The organism is Vibrio sp. 1CM23M, assembly GCF_023161755.1.
GTDB classification, from domain to species: domain Bacteria; phylum Pseudomonadota; class Gammaproteobacteria; order Enterobacterales; family Vibrionaceae; genus Vibrio; species Vibrio coralliirubri.
Genome location: NZ_JALNTR010000002.1, coordinates 1,030,111 through 1,048,416, shown reverse-complemented (window position 1 = coordinate 1,048,416; position 18,306 = coordinate 1,030,111). Strand labels below are relative to the sequence as shown.

Sequence of the window (18,306 nt, the reverse complement as noted above, 5' to 3'; positions counted from 1 at the left end):
GGCTATGGTATTTACAACGTTTCAGTTCTTGATCACCACATTATTAGCGGTTGTTTGCGCGAGAGCAATCAGTTTAAGTGAGGGAGATATCCCGGTGCTTGCAATGGTAATTCCTGCTTTATGGATTTTACCGCAGGGAGGCATAGCAGGATTAGCTTTGCTTGCTGCCATGACCACTTATGGTCTAACCCTTCCATTACAGCCCATCACGCTGTCTGTCAGTGCGTGGGTACTATTCCCGCTATTGATGGTGGTCTTCTCAAGACGCAGTAGTTTGTCGGTCGTGATTATTTCCGGCTTGATTGTGACTACTTTGCAGGTCGGGATCATGGTGACACAATCAGCAGGCAAGCTTGAAGGCGTCCCGTGGGTTACCACACTTCAGACCTTATCTATCATCGTAATTTGGTGGGCAGCCAATCATCTTAAGCCAGCCAGCCGACACAGCTGGTGGTCATTAGGCTTAATACTTCCATTATGGATAGCCGATTTACCTTATGCTGCTTTGGTGGCCTTATGTATAACGGGCATCATGGCATCGATGGAAACGCTGACGCGCTTGAAAACCTTCCGCTGGAATAAACTACTGTGTTGGACACTGCCAACGGTCGGTTTTGCGGCTCTGGTGATTACTCCAAGCATCGAAGTACCAAGCCCAGTCTTTGTGGTGTGGTTGTGTCTATTAGGTACAGCCTGGATGACAGACTACATCATTCGCACAGAAGATAACGAAGACATCGATATCTAGTTCTACTGCAATCCAAATCTTCCAAATGCGGGTAAATGGTGAATTTACCTGCGATTTTCTAATGGTTTGAATAAAGGATAAGCACTTAGACCGCAATTGTTCAAAAATAGGGTGGAAGGGCTTGCAATGGTTGCTGTGATGCTTAATAATCCAATCACTCTTTGAGGCAAGCCTCTTAGAAAACGAATCTATGGGGGCCTGGTCCTCCCGCAACAATAGCTCGTGAACTCGGTCAGGCCTGGAAGGGAGCAGCCGCAGCGAGTGACTTGTGTGCCGGGATGTGGCTGGGTTCCCACCCCTTGAAAAAGCCGCTCTTAACGAGCGGCTTTTTGCTATCTGCAGTTTGACTTTTTCTTGTTCAAGAACGTTTCATCTTTCTTAATTCGCAGGCAGCACAACAGCCGACGCTTCTTCCTCTGAATCTTCTTTGTCTTCTACTTGGTCAGCAACCCAATCAATTGTCTTTGTTAGATAGAGCTTGTTGGTTTCGGTGTCACACCAACTTTTTGATAACCCTCTTCGATTGAATTCACTGCCAATAGCTGCGAGTGTTTGGTTGCTTGAACGCCCGTAATACAAGGTGTCGCACAGTTGCAGGTTCGACATCGATTGCGGGTATGTGTTAACCGACGAGGAGTTCATGCTCAGTGCTTTTGATTGGTTATGAGTGCACCCTGTTAGGCTCAGGAAAAAGAAAAGGATCAGTGTATTTTTCATGTTGTATCAGGTCTGTTGCCGATGATTTGAAGACAGTATTGGCGTGTATGATTAAATTATTGTCAATTTTTTGCCAACTAGTTATAGACCAAGACTTTCCTCCCAGTTAGAAAGCGTTATTAAGCCAACGACAAAAACGGTATTAACAAACAAAAGCGCAATTTTGTACAAAAGTTGAAAGAGACTATAGAGTAGACTGATAAGTCGCTCGATAATCAACAGGCTTGGGAATTGTTATGGAGAACAAGAAACACTCTAAAGAAAAGGCCGAATATAAGATAACCGAAGAGCTCGGTGGCCTTGAAATTCTTAATGCTGAATACGAAAAGCAGAACTTCTCGCGCCATAGTCACGAGGGCTACACGCTGGGAGTTATCGAGCAGGGCGCTCAGCGTTTCTATCGAACTGGCGGGCATCATATTGCGCCACAAAATGCGATTATTCTGGTCAATGCCGACGAAGTTCATAGCGGTCACTCTGCTACTGAAGGCGGTTGGGCGTATCGAGCCATGTATCCACTCCCAGAACAACTTGCCAAGATCACTCAAGAGCTTAACCTACCGAATTACGGCGCGCCTTACTTCCCAAGAGCGGTTGTTGAAGACCCTGAACTCGCCAATCAATTGAGGTTGGTCTTTAACACGATTGATGAATCTGACAATCGCTTGTTAAGAGAAACCTTGATGTACGGGATGTTGGTTAAACTGATTAGCCGACACGGAAAATCGCCGCTTAACCCTCAACTCGACGGAAAAACTCAGCGCCAGCTTGTCTTGGTGAAAGAGTTCTTAGATGATTTTCCACAAGCCGATGTGTCCCTAGAGGAGCTGTCTAAGTTAGCGGCATTGAGTCCGTTTCACTTAGTGCGTTCTTTTCAAAAAGAGTTTGGTCTTCCGCCACATGCGTATCAAATCCAATCTCGGTTAAGGCTTTCGCGTAAGTTATTGAAACAAGGACATAACATTTCAGACACCGCGCAAGAGTGTGGCTTTCACGACCAAAGCCATTTTCATCGACACTTCAAAAAGGCCAATGGCTACACGCCGGGGCAATACATTAAAATGCTCTAAATCGGACACCTTAATTGGTTCGCGAAATCGAGCAAGTTTGTACAATCGAACCGACTCCACTCTTCTTACATTGAATAGCGAATGTAAAGAGAGAAAAGAATGATATGGATAGTGAAACAATGGATATACGAACACAGTTATGGAAAGGCGTTTTAGCGGGAATGCCTTTGAGTATTGCGGTAATCCCTTGGGGAATTCTAGCCGGTTCATATGCGATAGATGCCGGATTGAATCAACTTCAAGCGCAAGCGATGTCGGCTATTTTGTTTGCTGGCTCAGCGCAACTTGTCGCTGCGGGTATGTTCAAAGCGGGTATTGGTTTAGGCACTATGTTGTTGACCACACTGTTCATCACCTCAAGACACTTTCTGTATAGCGTATCGATGCGTGACAAAATCAGCCATCTTCCTGCGCGTTGGCGTCTATTACTCGGATTTTGGCTCACCGATGAGCTGTTCGCGATTTGTAGTGGGCAGTCTCAGAAAGAATTTAATCGCTGGTATGCTGCGGGTGTAGGCGGCGGTTTTTATCTCGTTTGGAATATTGCGAGCTTTGTCGGCATTGTCGCGGGAAGCCAAATTCCTTCGCTTAATGAGATTGGGCTCGATTTTGCGGTCGCAGCAACCTTTATCGCTTTGGTGTTCCCATTAATCCGAACTCTACCCGTCGTGGTGTGTGTTGTGGTTTCATTGGTCACTTCGGTTGCCATGTCGGTTAACAATATTGAGGGCGGGCTAATGATTGCAGCGATCGCCGGTATGTTAGCGGGCTTTTTCAGCGAGTCGTTCCAAGAGCGAAACAACGGTAACAAGACAATCGTGGAGGGGAAATAGAGATGATTTGGTTAACGATATTCCTCATGACTGCGATTGTTTTCTTTAGTCGGTATCTGTTTCTTGAGCCAGCAATCCCGCTTCGATTAAATCAAACCACGCGTCGCCTGTTACGCTATTCAAGCCCAGCTGTGCTTACCGCAATTTGGGGGCCGATTGTATTTGCACCAGAACAAACATTTTGGCCAAGCCTTGAAAATCCTTACTTGATAGGTGCGTTGGTGACTGGCTTGCTGATTTGGAAAACAGGCAATGTGCTACTGACTATCGGCGTCAGCATGGCGGTGTTTCTGTTCTATAACCTTGTCGCAGTTGATTCCCTTTTCTCGTGAGCTTCAACGTCAACTTAGGCTTTGTGTTTCTCCTATTATTTAAGGGCTGGATAAATATGATTACTTGTTATGTTCGATATGTGATTGATCCTAAAAAGGTAAATGAGTTCGAGACATACGCAAAAATGTGGATTCCTCTGGTTGCTAAATTCGGGGGCCAACACAATGGTTATTTCTTACCGTCGGAAGGGGCGAACAATATTGCCTTAGCACTGTTTACCTTTGAAAGTCTGGCTGCCTATGAAGAATATCGGGTTAAGTCGCTGAGCGATGCTGAGTGTATTAAAGCGTTTGAATTTGCAGACGAAGTTGATTGCATCGTGAGTTATGAACGCAGTTTTTTTAGACCTGTTTTAGAGTGATAGACCTTGCAACGTATAGCGTGGTGGCATCTAATGTACTGATTCACTGTTTGTGTGTTTAGGTTTTGGTAAGGAGTTAGTTTGGCTAAGAAATATTATGTGGTTTGGAAAGGTCGCACACCGGGTATTTTTACCACTTGGAACGAGTGTAAATCCCAAGTCGATGGCTTTGCAGGGGCGAGATATAAATCGTTTCCAACACTAGGTGAGGCTGAGTCTGCTTTCGGTGGTAAAACGTCGTCTGCGTCAGGTTCTACAGCGACAAAGCCAAGCTCTGCGGGTAAGGCGACGAAAGTGAAGGTGCCGCCTCTTTCGGAGCAGCAAATCACAGATATGCCTTTTGATATCAAGATCTTTACCGATGGTGCTTGTGAGCCAAATCCTGGTGAAGCGGGGACGGGTTTAGCGGTATACCAAAACAACCAATTAACAGAATTGTGGTATGGCTTGTATCAGCCTGTTGGTACCAACAATACCGCCGAGTTACATGGGCTTAAGCAAGCGTTTATTCTCGCGAAAGAGAAGTTAAACGCAGGCCTCTCTGTTGCGATTTATTGTGACTCTAAGTACTCAATTGATTGTATTACTAAGTGGGCAACGGGCTGGGAGAAAAAGGGCTGGACTAAGTCGGGCGGCGAGATCAAAAACCTCGATATTATTAAGCCTGCGTATGCGCTTTACCAAGAACTGGCTTCAAAAATCACCATCTACCATGTGAACGGACACGTTGGTATTGAAGGTAACGAATTGGCCGATAGAATGTCGATTGTGGCTATTTCATCGAAAGAGCAGGAGCTAGCTCAATATCGTGACATCGAAGATATTGAGTCTATTTTGGCACTTCGAGCCGGCTAGCTAGGCTTCTTAATGAAAAGCTAATGAAAGTTACTGAAAGCATAAGTTGCTACCATTAAGCAGTGCTAAGTTGAGCGTTACATTTCAAATCAATGTAGCGCTCTTTTGATCTTGTGGTGCTCAGTCGTTTTTGTGAGGCATAGCTGTCTGAGTTAATCCTTATTGAGCTGGGTTCTCTATCCAACGAGATAATTGCTGAGCTTGTTTGATCGAATTAAAACTGTCTTTAACTCTCTCACGTGCCTTTAACCCCATCGATGCTTTATCGTTACTGCTTAGCTGCGCGAAACGTTCAATCGCTTCTCTTAATTCTTCCACGTTCTTTTCGCTAACCACAAAACCTGTCTCTGGTGAGACGATCTCTTTGCATCCCATGATGTTGGTCGTAATGACGGGTGTGCCCACGGCCATCGCTTCTTTTAAAACCAGTGGCCCTGTATCCACACACCCAGTTTCTGAAAAACAGAAGGGCGCGATTAGGCTGTCATAATTCGATAGTTTTTCTTTGACCCACTCGTGAGGTTTAGCGCCAAGAAATGTCACGTTTCGAGTGAGCCCTTGCTCTTTGACCTGCAATTTTAACTGTTGCTCTAAATCGCCAGTACCGATGATATCGAGATGAATATCGAGAGGTTCGGCAATCGGCGCTAATGCATCAATAAGATGGTGGATGCCTTTTTGCTCGACTAACCGGCCAAGGAAAACAAAGCGAAGTTGCTTCGTTTCGGTTTTTGGGTTGAGTTGGAATTGTTTGGTATTGACTCCGCAGTGCAGGAGCTTAATGTTTCCTTTTGCCATGGTGTTGAAGTCAGCGAGCATGTCTTTACATACTGCAACCACAAAATCACTCGATGAAATCTTATGTTCAATATCATAAGCGAACTCGTAAACATCATGACCATGAGCAACGAACGAACAGGTGATATTCAGCAGCTTTGCCGCGACGATGGCGTGAGCTGTGGTGTGCTGACAGAAATGCGCATGAACGTGTTCGACGTCGTTTTCCGCGAGTTGCAGCGCTAATTTAAACCCATAAGCGAACAGTGACTTTTTGGGCATACTGGTTTGCTTGGAAACAAAGGATACCGCCCGGAGAAAGCCAAACCAATTGATGCTGGCTATCTTACCCGCCCGAACATCCTTACCAATTTTTATGATGTCATAGTCAAATGACTTTTCACTCTCTTCTATCTCAAATGCCATCACGCAAACATCGTGTCCACAAGCTTTCACTGAGTCGACTTCTGTTTGAATGAAGGTCTCACTGAGTACAGGGTAGGTTGGCGCCACAAATGCTACTTTCTTCATTTTTTGCTCCTTTGACTAATGCTATTAAAGTCAAATAAGCAAAATACGAACCAAGATAAAATCGTAGTTTTGGAGGGCTTTTCGATGGTTTTCCGAAGGTTACCCCCCAAGAAGTCGCTCATTTTCTCAAATTGATAATCAAATTGGAGTTTTGACGCTCATGTCTGATCACCCTGTTCGTCATTTTGAGAGTGTCTGCGTAGGCGACTGATCTAAAAGTGATTTCATAGCAATACACTCTCGGCATAGAACATGCAACGTCAGCCATATAACGTATAATTCTGAGGGCGTCATTATGGCTAAAGTAAGTGTTGTTATCCCTACCTACAACTGTTTGGATTACCTGCCGAAGGCAATTGGCAGCGTACTTAAGCAGACTCATCAAGACGTGGAGTTGATCATTATTGACGATAACAGCAACGATGGAACGTCGACGTATCTCGCGTCAATCCATGATGAACGCATCATTAAATTATCCACTTTGGGTGTTGGCGCGCCTCAAGCTAGAAACCTAGGGATTGAAAAGGCGACCGGTGAATACATCGCTTTTTTAGACGCGGACGACTTCTGGTTTCCAGAAAAAATTGAGCGCCAACTCGAATTTCATCAACGATACCCAGATCTCGCGATGAGCTTTACTAACTACGAACACCTTACTGAAGATTACCAAGTGATAGTCGACTGCTTTAGTTACTGGTCGCAGTTTCAAGACCAAGACGATCTGTTCATCAATATCGAGAACCCGTTGGAGTTCATCATTGAAAACAATGTGATTGGAACATCGACGGTCATGGTAAAAGCGGATGTGTTTTCTCAAACAGACAGTTTCAATGCTGACATTAAATATGGGGAAGATTGGGAACTGTGGCTTCGAATGAGTGAAAGCCATCAGATCGGTGTGTTGAACTCCGTGCAGGTTGGTTACTTGATGAGAGCGAGTTCCGTTACCCAAACTGAAAGTCTTAAATTGAGAAATTTGCAGTCTATCGAAACCATTCTTCAACGTTACCAAGATGACAGTCTGAGATGGAACTTACCGACGTCCAGCTTCAAAATCGCAAAGGCGAGAATACTGGAAGGCTACGCTGACTATTACCGAGGCTTACAACAAAACCGATTGGCCATTTCATACAGTATCCGCTCGCTAGTTTTGGCTCCGCAAAAACGAACGTTACGACATCTTCTTGGAGACTGTAAGAGTTTCCTAATGCCTGCATTGTAAGGAATAGGTGTCTGCTATGGGGTCACTAAAACAGTCTGCCTATTACGCCATTGGCATTGTGATGATGAAAGGGATATCGCTCGTGATGATCCCCTATATCACCCATAAGATGACGTTGGTTGAATATGGTTCTTTAGAAGCTATTGTCTTGTTGGCTGACATCGGGACGATCTTATTTAGTTTTGGCATTGTTGAGGCCATGTATCGGTATGTGGGCGTCGCTGAGGGCGAAGAAAAGAGAAAGCTTGTCTCGAACTGTTTCACGTTGAGTGTCTTGGTCTGTGTGCTAGGAGGGAGCTTAATTGCTTTGAGCATGCCGCTGTTGTTACTGATGCTTCCCGTCGAGTTCCAACCTTATCAAATCCTACTTTTGCTAATACCGACCATGTTAGATGGTGCGATTTCTATCCCGCTAACATTGATGCGAATGAATGCGATGGCTAAGCGCTTTTGCATGCTCAATGTAATGAGGGCGAGTGTGCAAGCTACTATGACGTTTGTACTGCTTGAAGCGGGTTATGGCATCGATGGTGTTCTAATATCTTCCGCTGTTTCGAGTGTGTTGTTGATGCTGTGTTTACTGCGTTACCAATGGCAGGAGATGGGCTCATTTGGCAGCCTCAAATACTCCGCTAAGATCCTGAAATTTGGATTGCCCACGTTAGTTGGTGGCGCTTCAATATATATGATTACAGGGCTAGACCGCTGGGTGATGGCAAGCTTTGTTGGTGTTGAAGAACTTGCGATTTATGCGGTCAGTGGCAAGTTTGCGTTGCTTCTTGGTTTGCTACTGCAGCCTTATGCTCTGTGGTGGTTTCCAAATCGAGTGGCCATGTTACAACAACCTGATGGTAAGAAAGAGTGTGCGGACAGAGCGCTGGTCGGCGTTAATCTGGCCATTGTATTGGGTTGTTTGATGACCCTCACTGTACCTGGTTTTATTACTTTGATTCTGCCAAGCAGTTATCAATATGCAGGTACGATTGTCGTAGCACTCTTGGCGATTAGTGTGATTAAAAACGCTGGGGATTATCTCAACCTTGGTTGTTTCAGCGGTCACTCAAGCCAATCGCAAATGTGGATACAAGGCGGGTGTGCGATTCTAGCTGCGATTGGTTATTTTGTTGTGACACCTTTCTATGGAGTGTGGGGCGTGGTGGTGGTGCTTTGTGGTACTTATGCCGTGAGACTGTCACTGCTCTATATCGTGAGCCAAAAAATGGAGTACTTGCCTTATGATCACCGAAAATGGGTGGCTGCGCTGAGTATCTCCATACTTGCCATTATTTGCGACCGAGTTCTTGGCTTGGCGCTGGTTGATGTTCATGATTTTGTTTTAGGCTGTTTTGTGGCGATAGTGACGTTAGTGACCTTCATTCGATACTCTGTTATTCCAGTTCCACAGGCGCTGCTCGATAAATTGATGTTAGGCAAGCATTCACATGTGAGTTGAATTAGTGCCATCCAAAGTACAGGGGGTAATTGGCACTTAGAGATATAATTATCCGTGAAATAAAACACTGTTCACAATGGTTTGAATTAGATAGTATTTATAAATTCAGCGAATGCTAACGATGGAAATATATATGAATAAGTGGATGCTGCTCCTTTCTCTGTTTTCAGCGGCCTCATACAGCGCCTCTGATTTTTCAAGCAAGGGTATTACTGTTCCCGACTTCAATTCACCGGATTTCAAGCCGCCTGAAATTTCTCAACAGGAACAACACAACATCGTTTGTGAAAGTGTAGTCTGCAATTCAACATCAGCACGTCAGCCCGTTCCTGTTGTTGGTGAAGTGCCCGATAGAGAGCCTAATCAAACCATCGAAACCCTTGCGAGTGCCATTTACATAGTGGGTGAAATGGGGATTGCAGAAAACTTAGCGACACCAGAGTACGAGAAATTTTTTGAGAATTAGTTGAAAGGATACGGTAGTAGGATTGGTACTGGTTTTAATAGCTGCTATAAAGGTCATATTTCATTCAATGATACGACAACCTTGGCATATTGAGACTAGGAAATACCAATGGAAATATGGAAGTTGCTGCTGTTTATCCCTGCTTGTTTTGCGCTCAACATGACTCCGGGCCCAAACAATTTGTTATCAATGAACAACGCCCGTTGTTACGGATTTCAGGCCGCCTTTGTCGCTGGCCTAGGCAGAATCCTCGCTTTTTCTGGCATGATTGCTTTGGCTGCATCTGGCTTAGCGGTTGTGCTTTACACCTCTGAAACGTTGTTTTTCCTTATCAAGCTATTTGGCGCGATGTACCTGTTATGGATCGCGTTCAACCTATGGCGCTCACAAGCTAGTCCGGTCGCGGATATCGAGCGAAATAAGAACTGGTTTGGTCTGTTTAAACAAGAATTTGCACTCGCTGCTGGCAATCCAAAAGCGATACTCATTTTCACTGCATTCCTTCCTCAATTTGTCGATGTTTCAGCGAACGTAAATACTCAATTCTTTGTTTTAGGAAGCACATTCTTAGTATTAGAAATGCTTGCGATTTCTATCTATGCGACATTTGGTTTATATCTACGAAATTGGTTTTCAAAACCTCAGATGGCCAAGCGCTTCAATAAAGCATGTTCTGTATTTCTTGCCTTATCTGGTGCGAATTTGTTGGTAAGCCGTCAGTAGTTCTTATTTTGCTTTTTACATGGATAGAAGGATGCGATGAGTAATCAAGACCTTTCACAAATGGGCGCTGCGCAGGTTTCTTTAATTGAGCGTAATGGAATTCCTTGTATACATAAACAAGGGGCTGGCGAGGTTGAAGTCGCTTTTTACCAACACGCAGCGCAGCATCTTGATGGAGTGAATACGCCTCGGCTTCTTGCGGCCGATGGTTGTGAGCTTTATCTCGAATACATACCTAATTCGGTTTGTCTTACTGAGCTACAAACGACAAGTGACGTATTTCAGCAGCTTGCGAGTATTCACTGTTCTCAATATCGACCAACGTTCGAAGTTAAGCGCCATCAATGGAGTTTAGATGACACCACATCGGCTTTATCTTCCCTGCAGTTGCCTCAAGTTACGCAAGACAGTTTTAAGTACATTCAATCGCAGAGTGATGCTCTTTTTGATCATGACTCGTTAATTTCGGGTGACTCCAATGAAGGAAATTGGGGAAGAAGAGATAACGGACAGTTGGTGCTGTTTGATTGGGAAAGGTTTGGCTTTGGTAGCCCCGTGATAGACTTGGCGCCACTCGTTTCTCAAATGGGTACTCTGAAAGATTATGAGCTGATTGTTGATCAGTACCTCTGCCATAACACCTTGATTCCACGTGAAGAATTAATAAAGCAATTGATCATCGCTAAAAGCTGGATCGTAATAGAAGTCACGAATATATTAGTCGGTCGTAACAACCCACAAGCTTCCAAGTACATCAATTGGTTTAGAGAGCAATTGCCAACTTGGCTGGCTTCAGTTGAAAGTCAGTTGTAGCTGAATCGAGGTTGTAGGTATTTTATTTAAGGTCGATGTATGAATGTTGTTTGTGCGGAAAAACAAGAGCTCGCTAATATTTACCAATTGGAACATGCTTTATTTGGCGATCACGCCTATCCGCTGTTTTTCTTTCGTCAGGCATTTGATTGCTGGGGGAAGGGCTTGTTGGTGGCGAAACAGGATTCTCAGGTTGCGGGCTACGTGTTAATGACGTCAACCGACAAACAACAAGAGTATTGGGTGTTGTCACTGGCTGTTGATACCGCTTACCGAGGCATGGGAATTGGCCGTTCATTGATGCAGCAGGCGATAGAAACCTTGCCACAAGAGTCCAAGCTGTTGCTTACTGTTGATCCAAATAACAACTCGGCTTGTGAGCTGTACTTGTCGATGGGGTTCGTCACCATCAAGGAAGAGAGCAATTATTTCGGAGACGATGAGCCTCGTCTGGTCATGCGGCTCATCCTCTAGTTGCCGTTTCATTGTGTCTATCTAGGTGCAGACATCCCACGCTTAGGTCAGCATCACGATACCGTGCATCAACACCACGCTCGAGGTTAATCGGGTTCGCATATCAAAATAGCCATCGGGGCCTTCACTTTGGTTCTCTTCTCTCATTGACCTCTCCGCTCGCCAAACCGCAATGTAGCCTAAGATCAGAATCAGTGTGGTGAGGAACTCTTGATGCTCACCGAGTAGCACCGCTAGCCATGCTGCCAACACAATAACATTGCTTAGGATCAGAGCCTTGTTGCTGGATTGGCTTTCGAAGTTCTCTATCCCATTACCCCACAAAATGCCCGACAAAAAGCTCAAGATAACCACGCTGTAGGTGATGAAGAGTGTTTCGCCGCTCAAGCTAAAGAATTGGCTGTCGGTGAGTGATAACAGTAGGCCGAATAAAAAGGGGATTAAACCCATATAACCGAGCTTGGCCATGGTGTTGCGTGTTTGAGTTGTCTCCAAGTAATCTGACCTCATAACTGCTGCTCTATTGCATTTTTGAGGGTACTACTGGTTGGCGATGTAGAACTCGGGAAGGTTGCTATCACTTTGCCTTCTTTGCTGACCAAGAACTTGTAGAAATTCCATTTTGGTTTGATACCGGCTTGTTGTTGGATTTCAGCAAAGACTGGGTTTGCGTCTGGGCCAGATAGTGAAGCGCGCGCCATCATCGGAAAAGTCACACCATAATCTAGGTAGCAGATTTTAGCGGATTGCTCCTCGCTTCCTCTGTCTTGGCGAAAATCATTACTTGGGAAACCAACAACCGTGAACCCTTGATCTTTATACGTTTGGTGAAGCTGCTCAAGTTGTTCGAACTGAGGCGTGAAACCGCATTGGCTTGCCGTATTCACGATTAATAAAGTCTTGCCTTGAAACTCTTCACACAGCTCAATTTCTTCGTTTGAATTTAACAGCCTTTGTTTGCCGTTGAGTATCTCAGGGCAGCTAGCTGAAAATGCGAATGAACTTGTTAGGCTCGCGATTAGGGCGGTGGAGCACAGCAGTAAATGTTTCATAAGTCTGACTCATTTTAGTTGGCGTAACTGTTATTACTGTTCAACGACTTAAAATGATCACTCTAAAGACCAAAATCGCTTAAGTATCAGCTATCGCTAAAGTGTCAATTGTCGCTTAGTAGATAGGGCTCTACTAAGCGCCTGATATTCACCTTTGCTCCAAGGCGAGATGCCAGCAGGTACATGCCTCCAATTTTTCGGTGGAGGAATAGGGCATCGGCTGGTGGCGTGTGCCAATACTCTTGCTCCATGCTGAGTATGGTGCCTGCTTCACGAAGCCTTTGGGCTAAACCACTGGCTTTGAAGTCGTAATCTTCATCGACAAGCATGGGTTCACAGGCCATTTTCACTAAGTTGAGAATCGCTTGGCGCTGGTCTGGGAGGATGGTCTCGCTAAAAAATCCAATCTGCTCTAACGCCTTGTTGAGTCCTTGTTCATCGTGAGTAATCACAGAGGTAAAAGCCAAACGATAGCCATCACTGAAGCGGTCGCTGTATTCTCGGGTTGCTCCAAAGTCTAAAAGCCCAATCTGTCGCGTGTTTTCAACGTAAAGATAGTTGGCGAAGTTGGGATCGGTTTGCACCATCTTGAAGTCGAATAACTCTCTGAACAGAAGCTCGAGCAAGCTGTGCATCACAAAATCACGGGTGCTTTGATCGTAACCTTCTATTTGCTCTATCGAGACGCCTTCAATGAAGTCCATTGCGAGCACTGATTCTGAAGACATTTGAGGGTGAATTTTAGGTACAACGAAGTGAGCGTGTTCTTTTAATGCATTGTGATAACGAGTCGCATAGTCAGCCTCGCGAGCATAGTCGGCTTCATCATGTAGTTGTTTTTTTGTCTCTTCTAATAAGCCTTTGTAATCGACAGACTTGGGAATCAAGCCAACGATATTGAGCAATGTACCAACGTTGTCCACATCACTGTCGATGCTTTTTCGAATGCCAGGGTATTGGACTTTGACGGCGAGTTTGTCTCCCGCATCGCTATAGGCTTGGTGAACCTGACCTATAGATGCGCTGGCAATAGGTTTAAAGTTGAAGGAAAGGAATTCGGCTTTCCAATGGCTCCCGAGCGCGCTTTCTAACACTTGGTTGAGCTGCTTTGTTGGCAGAGGGTCGGCGTCTGAGCGCAGGCGAGAAAGAATGTCGGCTAATTCAGGTTCTAAGACATCGCCTGCATCCATTGAAAGCATTTGCCCCAATTTCATCGCAGCTCCACGCAGGTGCGCGAGCTGGTCGGTCAGGCGAGCTATGTTCTGTGGCGTTAACAGTAAATCTTTTGCCTTGGGCCTGTTGCCTTGTGCAATTTGCTTGGTGCCTTCTGTTAGCACGTTACCTGCAACTCTTGTCGCCAGCGAGGCGAACTTGCTGAATCTAGAAAGTCTATGAGTGGGAAGGTTTCTCTCTTTTGCCGACATAAAGTCTCTCTCTGGGAATCAGGGTTCACTACAAAGTTCTATCAATCATTACACAACCTTATGTCTTGTTGTGATAACTTGTCGCCTGAATCAGTAACTCGATTGAAAAGGACAAAGCATGAAGTTTATTTGGTTGAAAGTCGTTCTTACCGTACTAGTATTTGCTGCACTGTTTGGCATCGTTTACTACAAAGTCGCCAGTGGTATGTCTTAACTCAATACTATTTCGTACAGCTGTTTCCGTTGCAACGTGATTTTCCGGTTAACCAGAAAGAGACTTTGTATCGGTTCTTGGCAAACCGAAGATAACACCAGTCGGCCACTGGCTTGAATATCGCCCAACGTAAAGGGGCGTATAGCCAACCTTTTCCTACTAAGCGCCACGCTTGGTAGGTCACGTCTAAACCTAGCAGCAGTTTTCCATTATCATCAAGTGCATGCAAAATAGTGTTGGCTGCGTCCGCATCAATCTGAGGGTAGTCTGAAAAGGCTTCGCTGTAGATATGGATGGTTTGGATCTTATTATCGACATCATGCTTGGCAAGTGCCGCCATCTCTTTTGCGCATAATGGACATGTCCCATCGTAGAATATCGTAAGTTGTGTCATCGTCTGTTCGCCTATCATTTCACGACCTTAACCTTCAGTTACCCGTTAAGTCGGCACCCGTCAATTCAATCGCTTGTTATTCAATAATCTAGCAATGGCTACGTGATTGCACCTTTTAAAGATCACTTACCTTGTATCCAAAGCTCTAAAGATGTCCGACTTAGACACTTTGTTCATCCTTTCAAGTCCTTGATTGTTTGGTCAAATCTCTGGTTTATGGACAAATGATGACAAAGCGTCCATTAAAGGTGTGCCTTAAATATATAAAAATCAATAAATTCAGCAAGTTGAACTTGGCTTGGAATATGCTCTATCGAACCTACGAATTGCTAATGGATTTTCTCCAATTTGGGCATGGCAGAAAACCCTAAAAGCATAAGTATGGATAAATGGAGAGAGAACATGAAGGTTATAAATTATTTACTTAGTGTGCTTTTGTTGTTTAGTAGCCCCCAGTTGGCGTGGGCTACTGTTGATGTGATGGAACTTGATGGTAATGCGACCAGTGATAATAGTGGTATTGATTGGGACGATGTAAATGATCCCAACAGCATGGTTGGGATTGCAGAGTTTTTCGAAAAAGACCGTAATGGTATCGACCAAATCTTTTGGAAGGGTGGGTCAAAAGATGATTCCGACATTACAGATTGGGCGTTCCGTACCGCGTCACCACAACCAAAAGATGACTTTACTAATGCGTATGCCGCTGCCTTTGAAAGCGAAGGCGATTTGCTAATTTACTTTGGTGCAGACCGATATGCGAACAATGGTGATATGTACATTGGCTTCTGGTTCTTACAAGACCAAGTAGGATTGCCGGATAGGAAAACTAAGGGCGACTTTGTTGGACAGCATATCAATGGAGACATCCTTGTGCTGATTTCATTCCCACAAGCAAGTGGCGGTAATCCGTATATAGAAGTGTTGCAGTGGGATCTGAATAATGGCGATGTCACCGACAACATGACGAGAATCTTCCAAACTGATGGTGACCCTAAGTCGAATGATTTCGTTGGTGCAAGATGTGGCAGTGGCGCTGTTGGTGTCGATAAGATATGTGCGATTGCAAATGATGACTCTATCGGGGCAATACCGCTACCTAATGTACAAGGTTGGGACTACCTCGCGAAAACGGGTGAAACAACCTCTATTCCGACAGAGAGCTTTGTTGAAGGACGCCTGAACTTATCTGCGCTATTGAACGATGAGTTTGGTATTGAAGATATTCCATGTTTCAGTAGCTTCTTAGTGGAGTCACGAGCTTCCCGTTCGATTGATGCATCTTTGGCTGACTTCGTTGTCGGTTCATTCAGTTTATGTAGCATCAATATAGCGGCGACTTGTAACACAACCAGCTTTACGGTTGATGGTATGTTCAACATAGATTACACCGTGACGGTCACCAACACTGGCCCTGGTTCGTTAGGCACCAATGGTGACTACGAAGTGGCCTTTTTATCTGAGTCACCAATCTTAGGTGCGCTTCCAGTGGTTGGTAACGGCGATGAAGTGTGGAGTGTCGGTGAGTCATTCGCAATCATGGGGAATTATCTGTCTGTAAATAACGGTGCCGTCGGCGTGATAGATGGTGCGGTGGATCTTGATGGGCTTATCGTGAATGCTCAAGCGCCAGTGGCCTACAATTGTCCACCAATAGACTTGAGCCCGATGGTTGAGATTTCTAAGGTGTGTAATAGCTTCTTAGAGGTTGATGGTGGTCAAGTTGTGCTTAAGAAAACCTATGATGTTGAAATATGTAATACCGGTGATATCCCATTGGCCATTGAATCGCTGGTGGATTCTAAGGATGACTCTTTGAGCCGTTCTGATTTACCTACTGAAGTAGTCAACAGCAGTTATTACCTCGACTTTGCTTTACCTTGTGATGATCTTGAGGATGTGACCACATGTGGTGCTGGCAATATGTGTAGTGCATTAAGTGCCGACCCTGAGCTGTTTGCTTGTAAAACGGGTGAAGGAGAGTGGATACCGAACTTTGGTGATGCGATTGGTCAAGTGTGTACACAAGTAAGTAAAACTTATGCACCAAATGTGTTACCAACCGGAACTGCAGGGATGCTATCTAATCAAGTGACAGCAACGTTTGACTCGCTGTTCTTGCAAGAAGCATTTATGGAAACATCGAACATTGCAACCTGTGATGTTTGTCCATTTACTGTACCTGAGCCATAAGTACTTTCATTAATTGAGTACGACTAAACTCTAAAGCAGCCTAGTTCGTTAGGCTGCTTTATTAGTTATTTAGTTCGCTAGGTGACTTAAATTACTATCTGATGTTTTTTGATCAGCTTGTATAAGGTGGTCCGAGAAATCGACAATGCTTTAGCGGATTGGGAAATATTGTAGTGGTGTTGCTGAATCACTCGACGAACATTTTTTGAAGAAAGTCGTGTGTCACTCTCAGTATCGGGCGACGCGTCTTTTAATTGAATCCCCATATGACGAGTAGAGAGCGCGTTTGAATTAGAAAGAATAATCGCCCTTTTTATGCAGTTGAATAACTCTCTGACATTACCCGGCCAGTGGTACTGTTTCATTTGCTCAAGGGTGTGGCTAGGCAGTTTGGTTTTGGATGCGTAATTGTGCTTCAGTTCAAATCGAACCAAATCTTCAATGTCTTCCTTGTGATCATTGAGTGGTACTAGGTCCAATGGAAGTACATTGATCCGATGAAAGAGATCCTTTCGAAATTTACCTGCAGCAACGGCTTGTTCGATATTGACGTTAGTGGCGAAAATCACACGGCAATCTACAGGCAATTGGTTGTTACTGCCTAATCGCTCTATCAAGTTATTTTCTAGAAAGTGGAGTAAGTAGGTTTGCAGCGACAGTTCAAGGTCGCCGATCTCATCCAAAAATAGCGTGCCACCATTCGCTCTTTCCACGTGTCCGACATAGCGTTTGTTTGCTCCTGTGAACGAGCCTTTTTCAAAACCAAATAACTCTGAGTGAATCAAGGATTCGGGAATTGCGCCACAATTTACAGCGATGAAAGGTTTCGGACTGCGGGCTGAGGCCTCATGTATTAAACGCGCACATAGGCTTTTTCCTGTTCCGGTTTCCCCTTGAATCAGTACTGGAAAATCGTTGTTAGCGATCTTGGCTATCTTCTTTTTAAGTTGCTGAATAGTTCTGGATTGCCCCACCAGTTGATATTCAAGATACGAGACAGGCTTAGGTGTATTTTGCTTGGTGTCGATCATGCCATACGCATGCCCTAAGTTTCGACAAAGCCATTCTGTATCAATAGGTAGGTGGTAATAATCCCAAAAGGTTTGCTTAATGAGTGATAAGTTACGTCTTGGTGGTTGGCTGCAGATAGCAATTGCTTTTAAACTTGGAAAGCGAGCCTTCAGCATTGATATTTGTTCACATTGCTTGTCGATTGAGGGTGATGTTAGACAAGATATCAAAATTGGTACGTAGCTGTCGCTGCGGGTGTCGAGTAAGTGAATAGCCTGTTCGGTCGTTTCTGCAACTTGAGCTTCCCAGTTCTGGAGACGCAGTTCTCCAACCCACTGACTATGGTGCAGGCATGCGGTGTTGCATAACAAAATCACAGAACGAGTTATTGGCTCAGGTGATACTCTTTTTGATGGCATTGTGCTCACTCTTCATGTTTCGATATCCATGATGAAACCTTCAGTAAGCCCCCTAAATATCCCATAAGCTTAGAAGCAAAATTCAATTAATTCGAGCACACAAATCTGATGGCGTTTGGCTGACAAGTGTCATTATCTCAAGCGGGAAAGCCAATCTGGTGCTTTACTTACTGATATTTATGCTTATTAATTAAAGGTATTCACGAATATCGTGTTTTTACTG

Annotated in this window: 20 protein-coding genes and 1 other RNA gene; 14 read left to right on the top strand and 7 right to left on the bottom strand. The window is 44.6% G+C overall.

Features of this window, described 5'->3' with window-relative positions:
• Positions 1-4 precede the first annotated feature (4 nt).
• Together MSG35_RS10040 and ffs are read left to right on the top strand one after the other, a co-directional pair.
• Positions 5-748, top strand: a complete 744-nt coding sequence (locus MSG35_RS10040) for a hypothetical protein (protein ID WP_017071711.1) — start codon at positions 5-7, stop codon at positions 746-748.
• 196 nt (positions 749-944) lie between these two features.
• Positions 945-1,041: signal recognition particle sRNA small type (gene ffs / locus MSG35_RS10035), an RNA gene on the top strand.
• Positions 1,042-1,126: 85 nt separating this feature from the next.
• Here the strand turns inward: ffs and MSG35_RS10030 are convergent.
• Complete coding sequence (locus MSG35_RS10030; RefSeq protein WP_017084570.1) at positions 1,127-1,465, bottom strand: hypothetical protein; 339 nt, start codon at positions 1,463-1,465, stop codon at positions 1,127-1,129.
• Positions 1,466-1,701: 236 nt separating this feature from the next.
• On the opposite strand from MSG35_RS10030, the gene MSG35_RS10025 reads away from it, so the two are divergent.
• From MSG35_RS10025 to MSG35_RS10005, 5 genes are all read left to right on the top strand, one after another.
• Complete coding sequence (locus MSG35_RS10025) at positions 1,702-2,535, top strand: AraC family transcriptional regulator (RefSeq protein WP_248383823.1); 834 nt, start codon at positions 1,702-1,704, stop codon at positions 2,533-2,535.
• Positions 2,536-2,639: 104 nt separating this feature from the next.
• Positions 2,640-3,368 (top strand): AzlC family ABC transporter permease, encoded by a 729-nt coding sequence (locus MSG35_RS10020; RefSeq protein WP_248337388.1) that lies wholly within the window; start codon positions 2,640-2,642, stop codon positions 3,366-3,368.
• 2 nt (positions 3,369-3,370) lie between these two features.
• The gene (locus MSG35_RS10015; RefSeq protein WP_248383822.1) at positions 3,371-3,700 is read left to right on the top strand and encodes an AzlD domain-containing protein; all 330 of its coding nucleotides are present in this window, start codon (positions 3,371-3,373) and stop codon (positions 3,698-3,700) included.
• Between the two features lie 56 nt (positions 3,701-3,756).
• On the top strand, positions 3,757-4,062 hold the full coding sequence (locus MSG35_RS10010; protein ID WP_017089641.1) for an NIPSNAP family protein: 306 nt from the start codon (positions 3,757-3,759) through the stop codon (positions 4,060-4,062).
• Between the two features lie 81 nt (positions 4,063-4,143).
• On the top strand, positions 4,144-4,917 hold the full coding sequence (locus tag MSG35_RS10005; RefSeq protein WP_248337389.1) for a ribonuclease H family protein: 774 nt from the start codon (positions 4,144-4,146) through the stop codon (positions 4,915-4,917).
• A 159-nt stretch (positions 4,918-5,076) separates the two neighbouring features.
• On the opposite strand, the gene MSG35_RS10000 is transcribed toward MSG35_RS10005, so the two are convergent.
• Entirely contained in the window at positions 5,077-6,225 is a 1,149-nt protein-coding gene (locus MSG35_RS10000; protein WP_248337390.1) for a glycosyltransferase family 4 protein, read from the bottom strand.
• 295 nt (positions 6,226-6,520) lie between these two features.
• On the opposite strand from MSG35_RS10000, the gene MSG35_RS09995 reads away from it, so the two are divergent.
• The 6 genes from MSG35_RS09995 (at position 6,521) to MSG35_RS09970 (ending at position 11,376) form a co-directional block, all read left to right on the top strand.
• A complete protein-coding gene (locus tag MSG35_RS09995) occupies positions 6,521-7,447 on the top strand; it encodes a glycosyltransferase (RefSeq protein WP_248383821.1) in 927 nt (308 codons plus the stop codon).
• Between the two features lie 16 nt (positions 7,448-7,463).
• Positions 7,464-8,900, top strand: a complete 1,437-nt coding sequence (locus tag MSG35_RS09990) for a lipopolysaccharide biosynthesis protein (protein WP_172380087.1) — start codon at positions 7,464-7,466, stop codon at positions 8,898-8,900.
• Positions 8,901-9,012: 112 nt separating this feature from the next.
• On the top strand, positions 9,013-9,366 hold the full coding sequence (locus tag MSG35_RS09985) for a hypothetical protein (protein ID WP_248383820.1): 354 nt from the start codon (positions 9,013-9,015) through the stop codon (positions 9,364-9,366).
• 108 nt (positions 9,367-9,474) lie between these two features.
• A complete protein-coding gene (locus MSG35_RS09980; protein WP_050634762.1) occupies positions 9,475-10,089 on the top strand; it encodes a LysE family translocator in 615 nt (204 codons plus the stop codon).
• A 36-nt stretch (positions 10,090-10,125) separates the two neighbouring features.
• A complete protein-coding gene (locus MSG35_RS09975) occupies positions 10,126-10,902 on the top strand; it encodes a phosphotransferase (RefSeq protein ID WP_248383819.1) in 777 nt (258 codons plus the stop codon).
• A gap of 39 nt (positions 10,903-10,941) precedes the next feature.
• Positions 10,942-11,376 (top strand): N-acetyltransferase, encoded by a 435-nt coding sequence (locus MSG35_RS09970; RefSeq protein ID WP_248383818.1) that lies wholly within the window; start codon positions 10,942-10,944, stop codon positions 11,374-11,376.
• 42 nt (positions 11,377-11,418) lie between these two features.
• Here the strand turns inward: MSG35_RS09970 and MSG35_RS09965 are convergent, their stop codons facing one another.
• The 4 genes from MSG35_RS09965 to MSG35_RS09950 form a co-directional block, all read right to left on the bottom strand.
• Positions 11,419-11,886 (bottom strand): DUF3429 domain-containing protein, encoded by a 468-nt coding sequence (locus tag MSG35_RS09965; RefSeq protein ID WP_248383817.1) that lies wholly within the window; start codon positions 11,884-11,886, stop codon positions 11,419-11,421.
• A complete protein-coding gene (locus MSG35_RS09960; RefSeq protein ID WP_248383816.1) occupies positions 11,883-12,428 on the bottom strand; it encodes a glutathione peroxidase in 546 nt (181 codons plus the stop codon). Before MSG35_RS09960 ends, MSG35_RS09965 begins: the two co-directional genes overlap by 4 nt.
• A gap of 104 nt (positions 12,429-12,532) precedes the next feature.
• A complete protein-coding gene (locus MSG35_RS09955) occupies positions 12,533-13,852 on the bottom strand; it encodes an AarF/ABC1/UbiB kinase family protein (protein WP_248383815.1) in 1,320 nt (439 codons plus the stop codon).
• Positions 13,853-14,073: 221 nt separating this feature from the next.
• On the bottom strand, positions 14,074-14,460 hold the full coding sequence (locus tag MSG35_RS09950; RefSeq protein ID WP_248383814.1) for a DUF393 domain-containing protein: 387 nt from the start codon (positions 14,458-14,460) through the stop codon (positions 14,074-14,076).
• Positions 14,461-14,862: 402 nt separating this feature from the next.
• Here MSG35_RS09950 and MSG35_RS09945 point away from each other — a divergent pair, with 402 nt between their 5' ends.
• Positions 14,863-16,653: a hypothetical protein gene (locus tag MSG35_RS09945; RefSeq protein ID WP_248383813.1), complete on the top strand. Its 1,791-nt coding sequence runs from the start codon at positions 14,863-14,865 to the stop codon at positions 16,651-16,653.
• A gap of 86 nt (positions 16,654-16,739) precedes the next feature.
• Here MSG35_RS09945 and MSG35_RS09940 read toward each other — a convergent pair whose 3' ends face one another.
• Positions 16,740-18,083: a sigma-54 dependent transcriptional regulator gene (locus tag MSG35_RS09940; protein ID WP_248383812.1), complete on the bottom strand. Its 1,344-nt coding sequence runs from the start codon at positions 18,081-18,083 to the stop codon at positions 16,740-16,742.
• Positions 18,084-18,306 lie beyond the last annotated feature (223 nt).

What these genes read in the sequence shown, in the direction of transcription:
- MSG35_RS10040 (WP_017071711.1), top strand. Translation starts at nt 5, where the DNA reads ATGGTATTTACAACGTTTCAGTTCTTGATCACCACATTATTAGCGGTT.
- MSG35_RS10030 (WP_017084570.1), bottom strand. Translation starts at nt 1,465, where the DNA reads ATGAAAAATACACTGATCCTTTTCTTTTTCCTGAGCCTAACAGGGTGC.
- MSG35_RS10025 (WP_248383823.1), top strand. Translation starts at nt 1,702, where the DNA reads ATGGAGAACAAGAAACACTCTAAAGAAAAGGCCGAATATAAGATAACC.
- MSG35_RS10020 (WP_248337388.1), top strand. Translation starts at nt 2,640, where the DNA reads ATGGATAGTGAAACAATGGATATACGAACACAGTTATGGAAAGGCGTT.
- MSG35_RS10015 (WP_248383822.1), top strand. Translation starts at nt 3,371, where the DNA reads ATGATTTGGTTAACGATATTCCTCATGACTGCGATTGTTTTCTTTAGT.
- MSG35_RS10010 (WP_017089641.1), top strand. Translation starts at nt 3,757, where the DNA reads ATGATTACTTGTTATGTTCGATATGTGATTGATCCTAAAAAGGTAAAT.
- MSG35_RS10000 (WP_248337390.1), bottom strand. Translation starts at nt 6,225, where the DNA reads ATGAAGAAAGTAGCATTTGTGGCGCCAACCTACCCTGTACTCAGTGAG.
- MSG35_RS09995 (WP_248383821.1), top strand. Translation starts at nt 6,521, where the DNA reads ATGGCTAAAGTAAGTGTTGTTATCCCTACCTACAACTGTTTGGATTAC.
- MSG35_RS09990 (WP_172380087.1), top strand. Translation starts at nt 7,464, where the DNA reads ATGGGGTCACTAAAACAGTCTGCCTATTACGCCATTGGCATTGTGATG.
- MSG35_RS09985 (WP_248383820.1), top strand. Translation starts at nt 9,013, where the DNA reads ATGCTAACGATGGAAATATATATGAATAAGTGGATGCTGCTCCTTTCT.
- MSG35_RS09980 (WP_050634762.1), top strand. Translation starts at nt 9,475, where the DNA reads ATGGAAATATGGAAGTTGCTGCTGTTTATCCCTGCTTGTTTTGCGCTC.
- MSG35_RS09975 (WP_248383819.1), top strand. Translation starts at nt 10,126, where the DNA reads ATGAGTAATCAAGACCTTTCACAAATGGGCGCTGCGCAGGTTTCTTTA.
- MSG35_RS09970 (WP_248383818.1), top strand. Translation starts at nt 10,942, where the DNA reads ATGAATGTTGTTTGTGCGGAAAAACAAGAGCTCGCTAATATTTACCAA.
- MSG35_RS09965 (WP_248383817.1), bottom strand. Translation starts at nt 11,886, where the DNA reads ATGAGGTCAGATTACTTGGAGACAACTCAAACACGCAACACCATGGCC.
- MSG35_RS09960 (WP_248383816.1), bottom strand. Translation starts at nt 12,428, where the DNA reads ATGAAACATTTACTGCTGTGCTCCACCGCCCTAATCGCGAGCCTAACA.
- MSG35_RS09955 (WP_248383815.1), bottom strand. Translation starts at nt 13,852, where the DNA reads ATGTCGGCAAAAGAGAGAAACCTTCCCACTCATAGACTTTCTAGATTC.
- MSG35_RS09950 (WP_248383814.1), bottom strand. Translation starts at nt 14,460, where the DNA reads ATGACACAACTTACGATATTCTACGATGGGACATGTCCATTATGCGCA.
- MSG35_RS09945 (WP_248383813.1), top strand. Translation starts at nt 14,863, where the DNA reads ATGAAGGTTATAAATTATTTACTTAGTGTGCTTTTGTTGTTTAGTAGC.
- MSG35_RS09940 (WP_248383812.1), bottom strand. Translation starts at nt 18,083, where the DNA reads ATGCCATCAAAAAGAGTATCACCTGAGCCAATAACTCGTTCTGTGATT.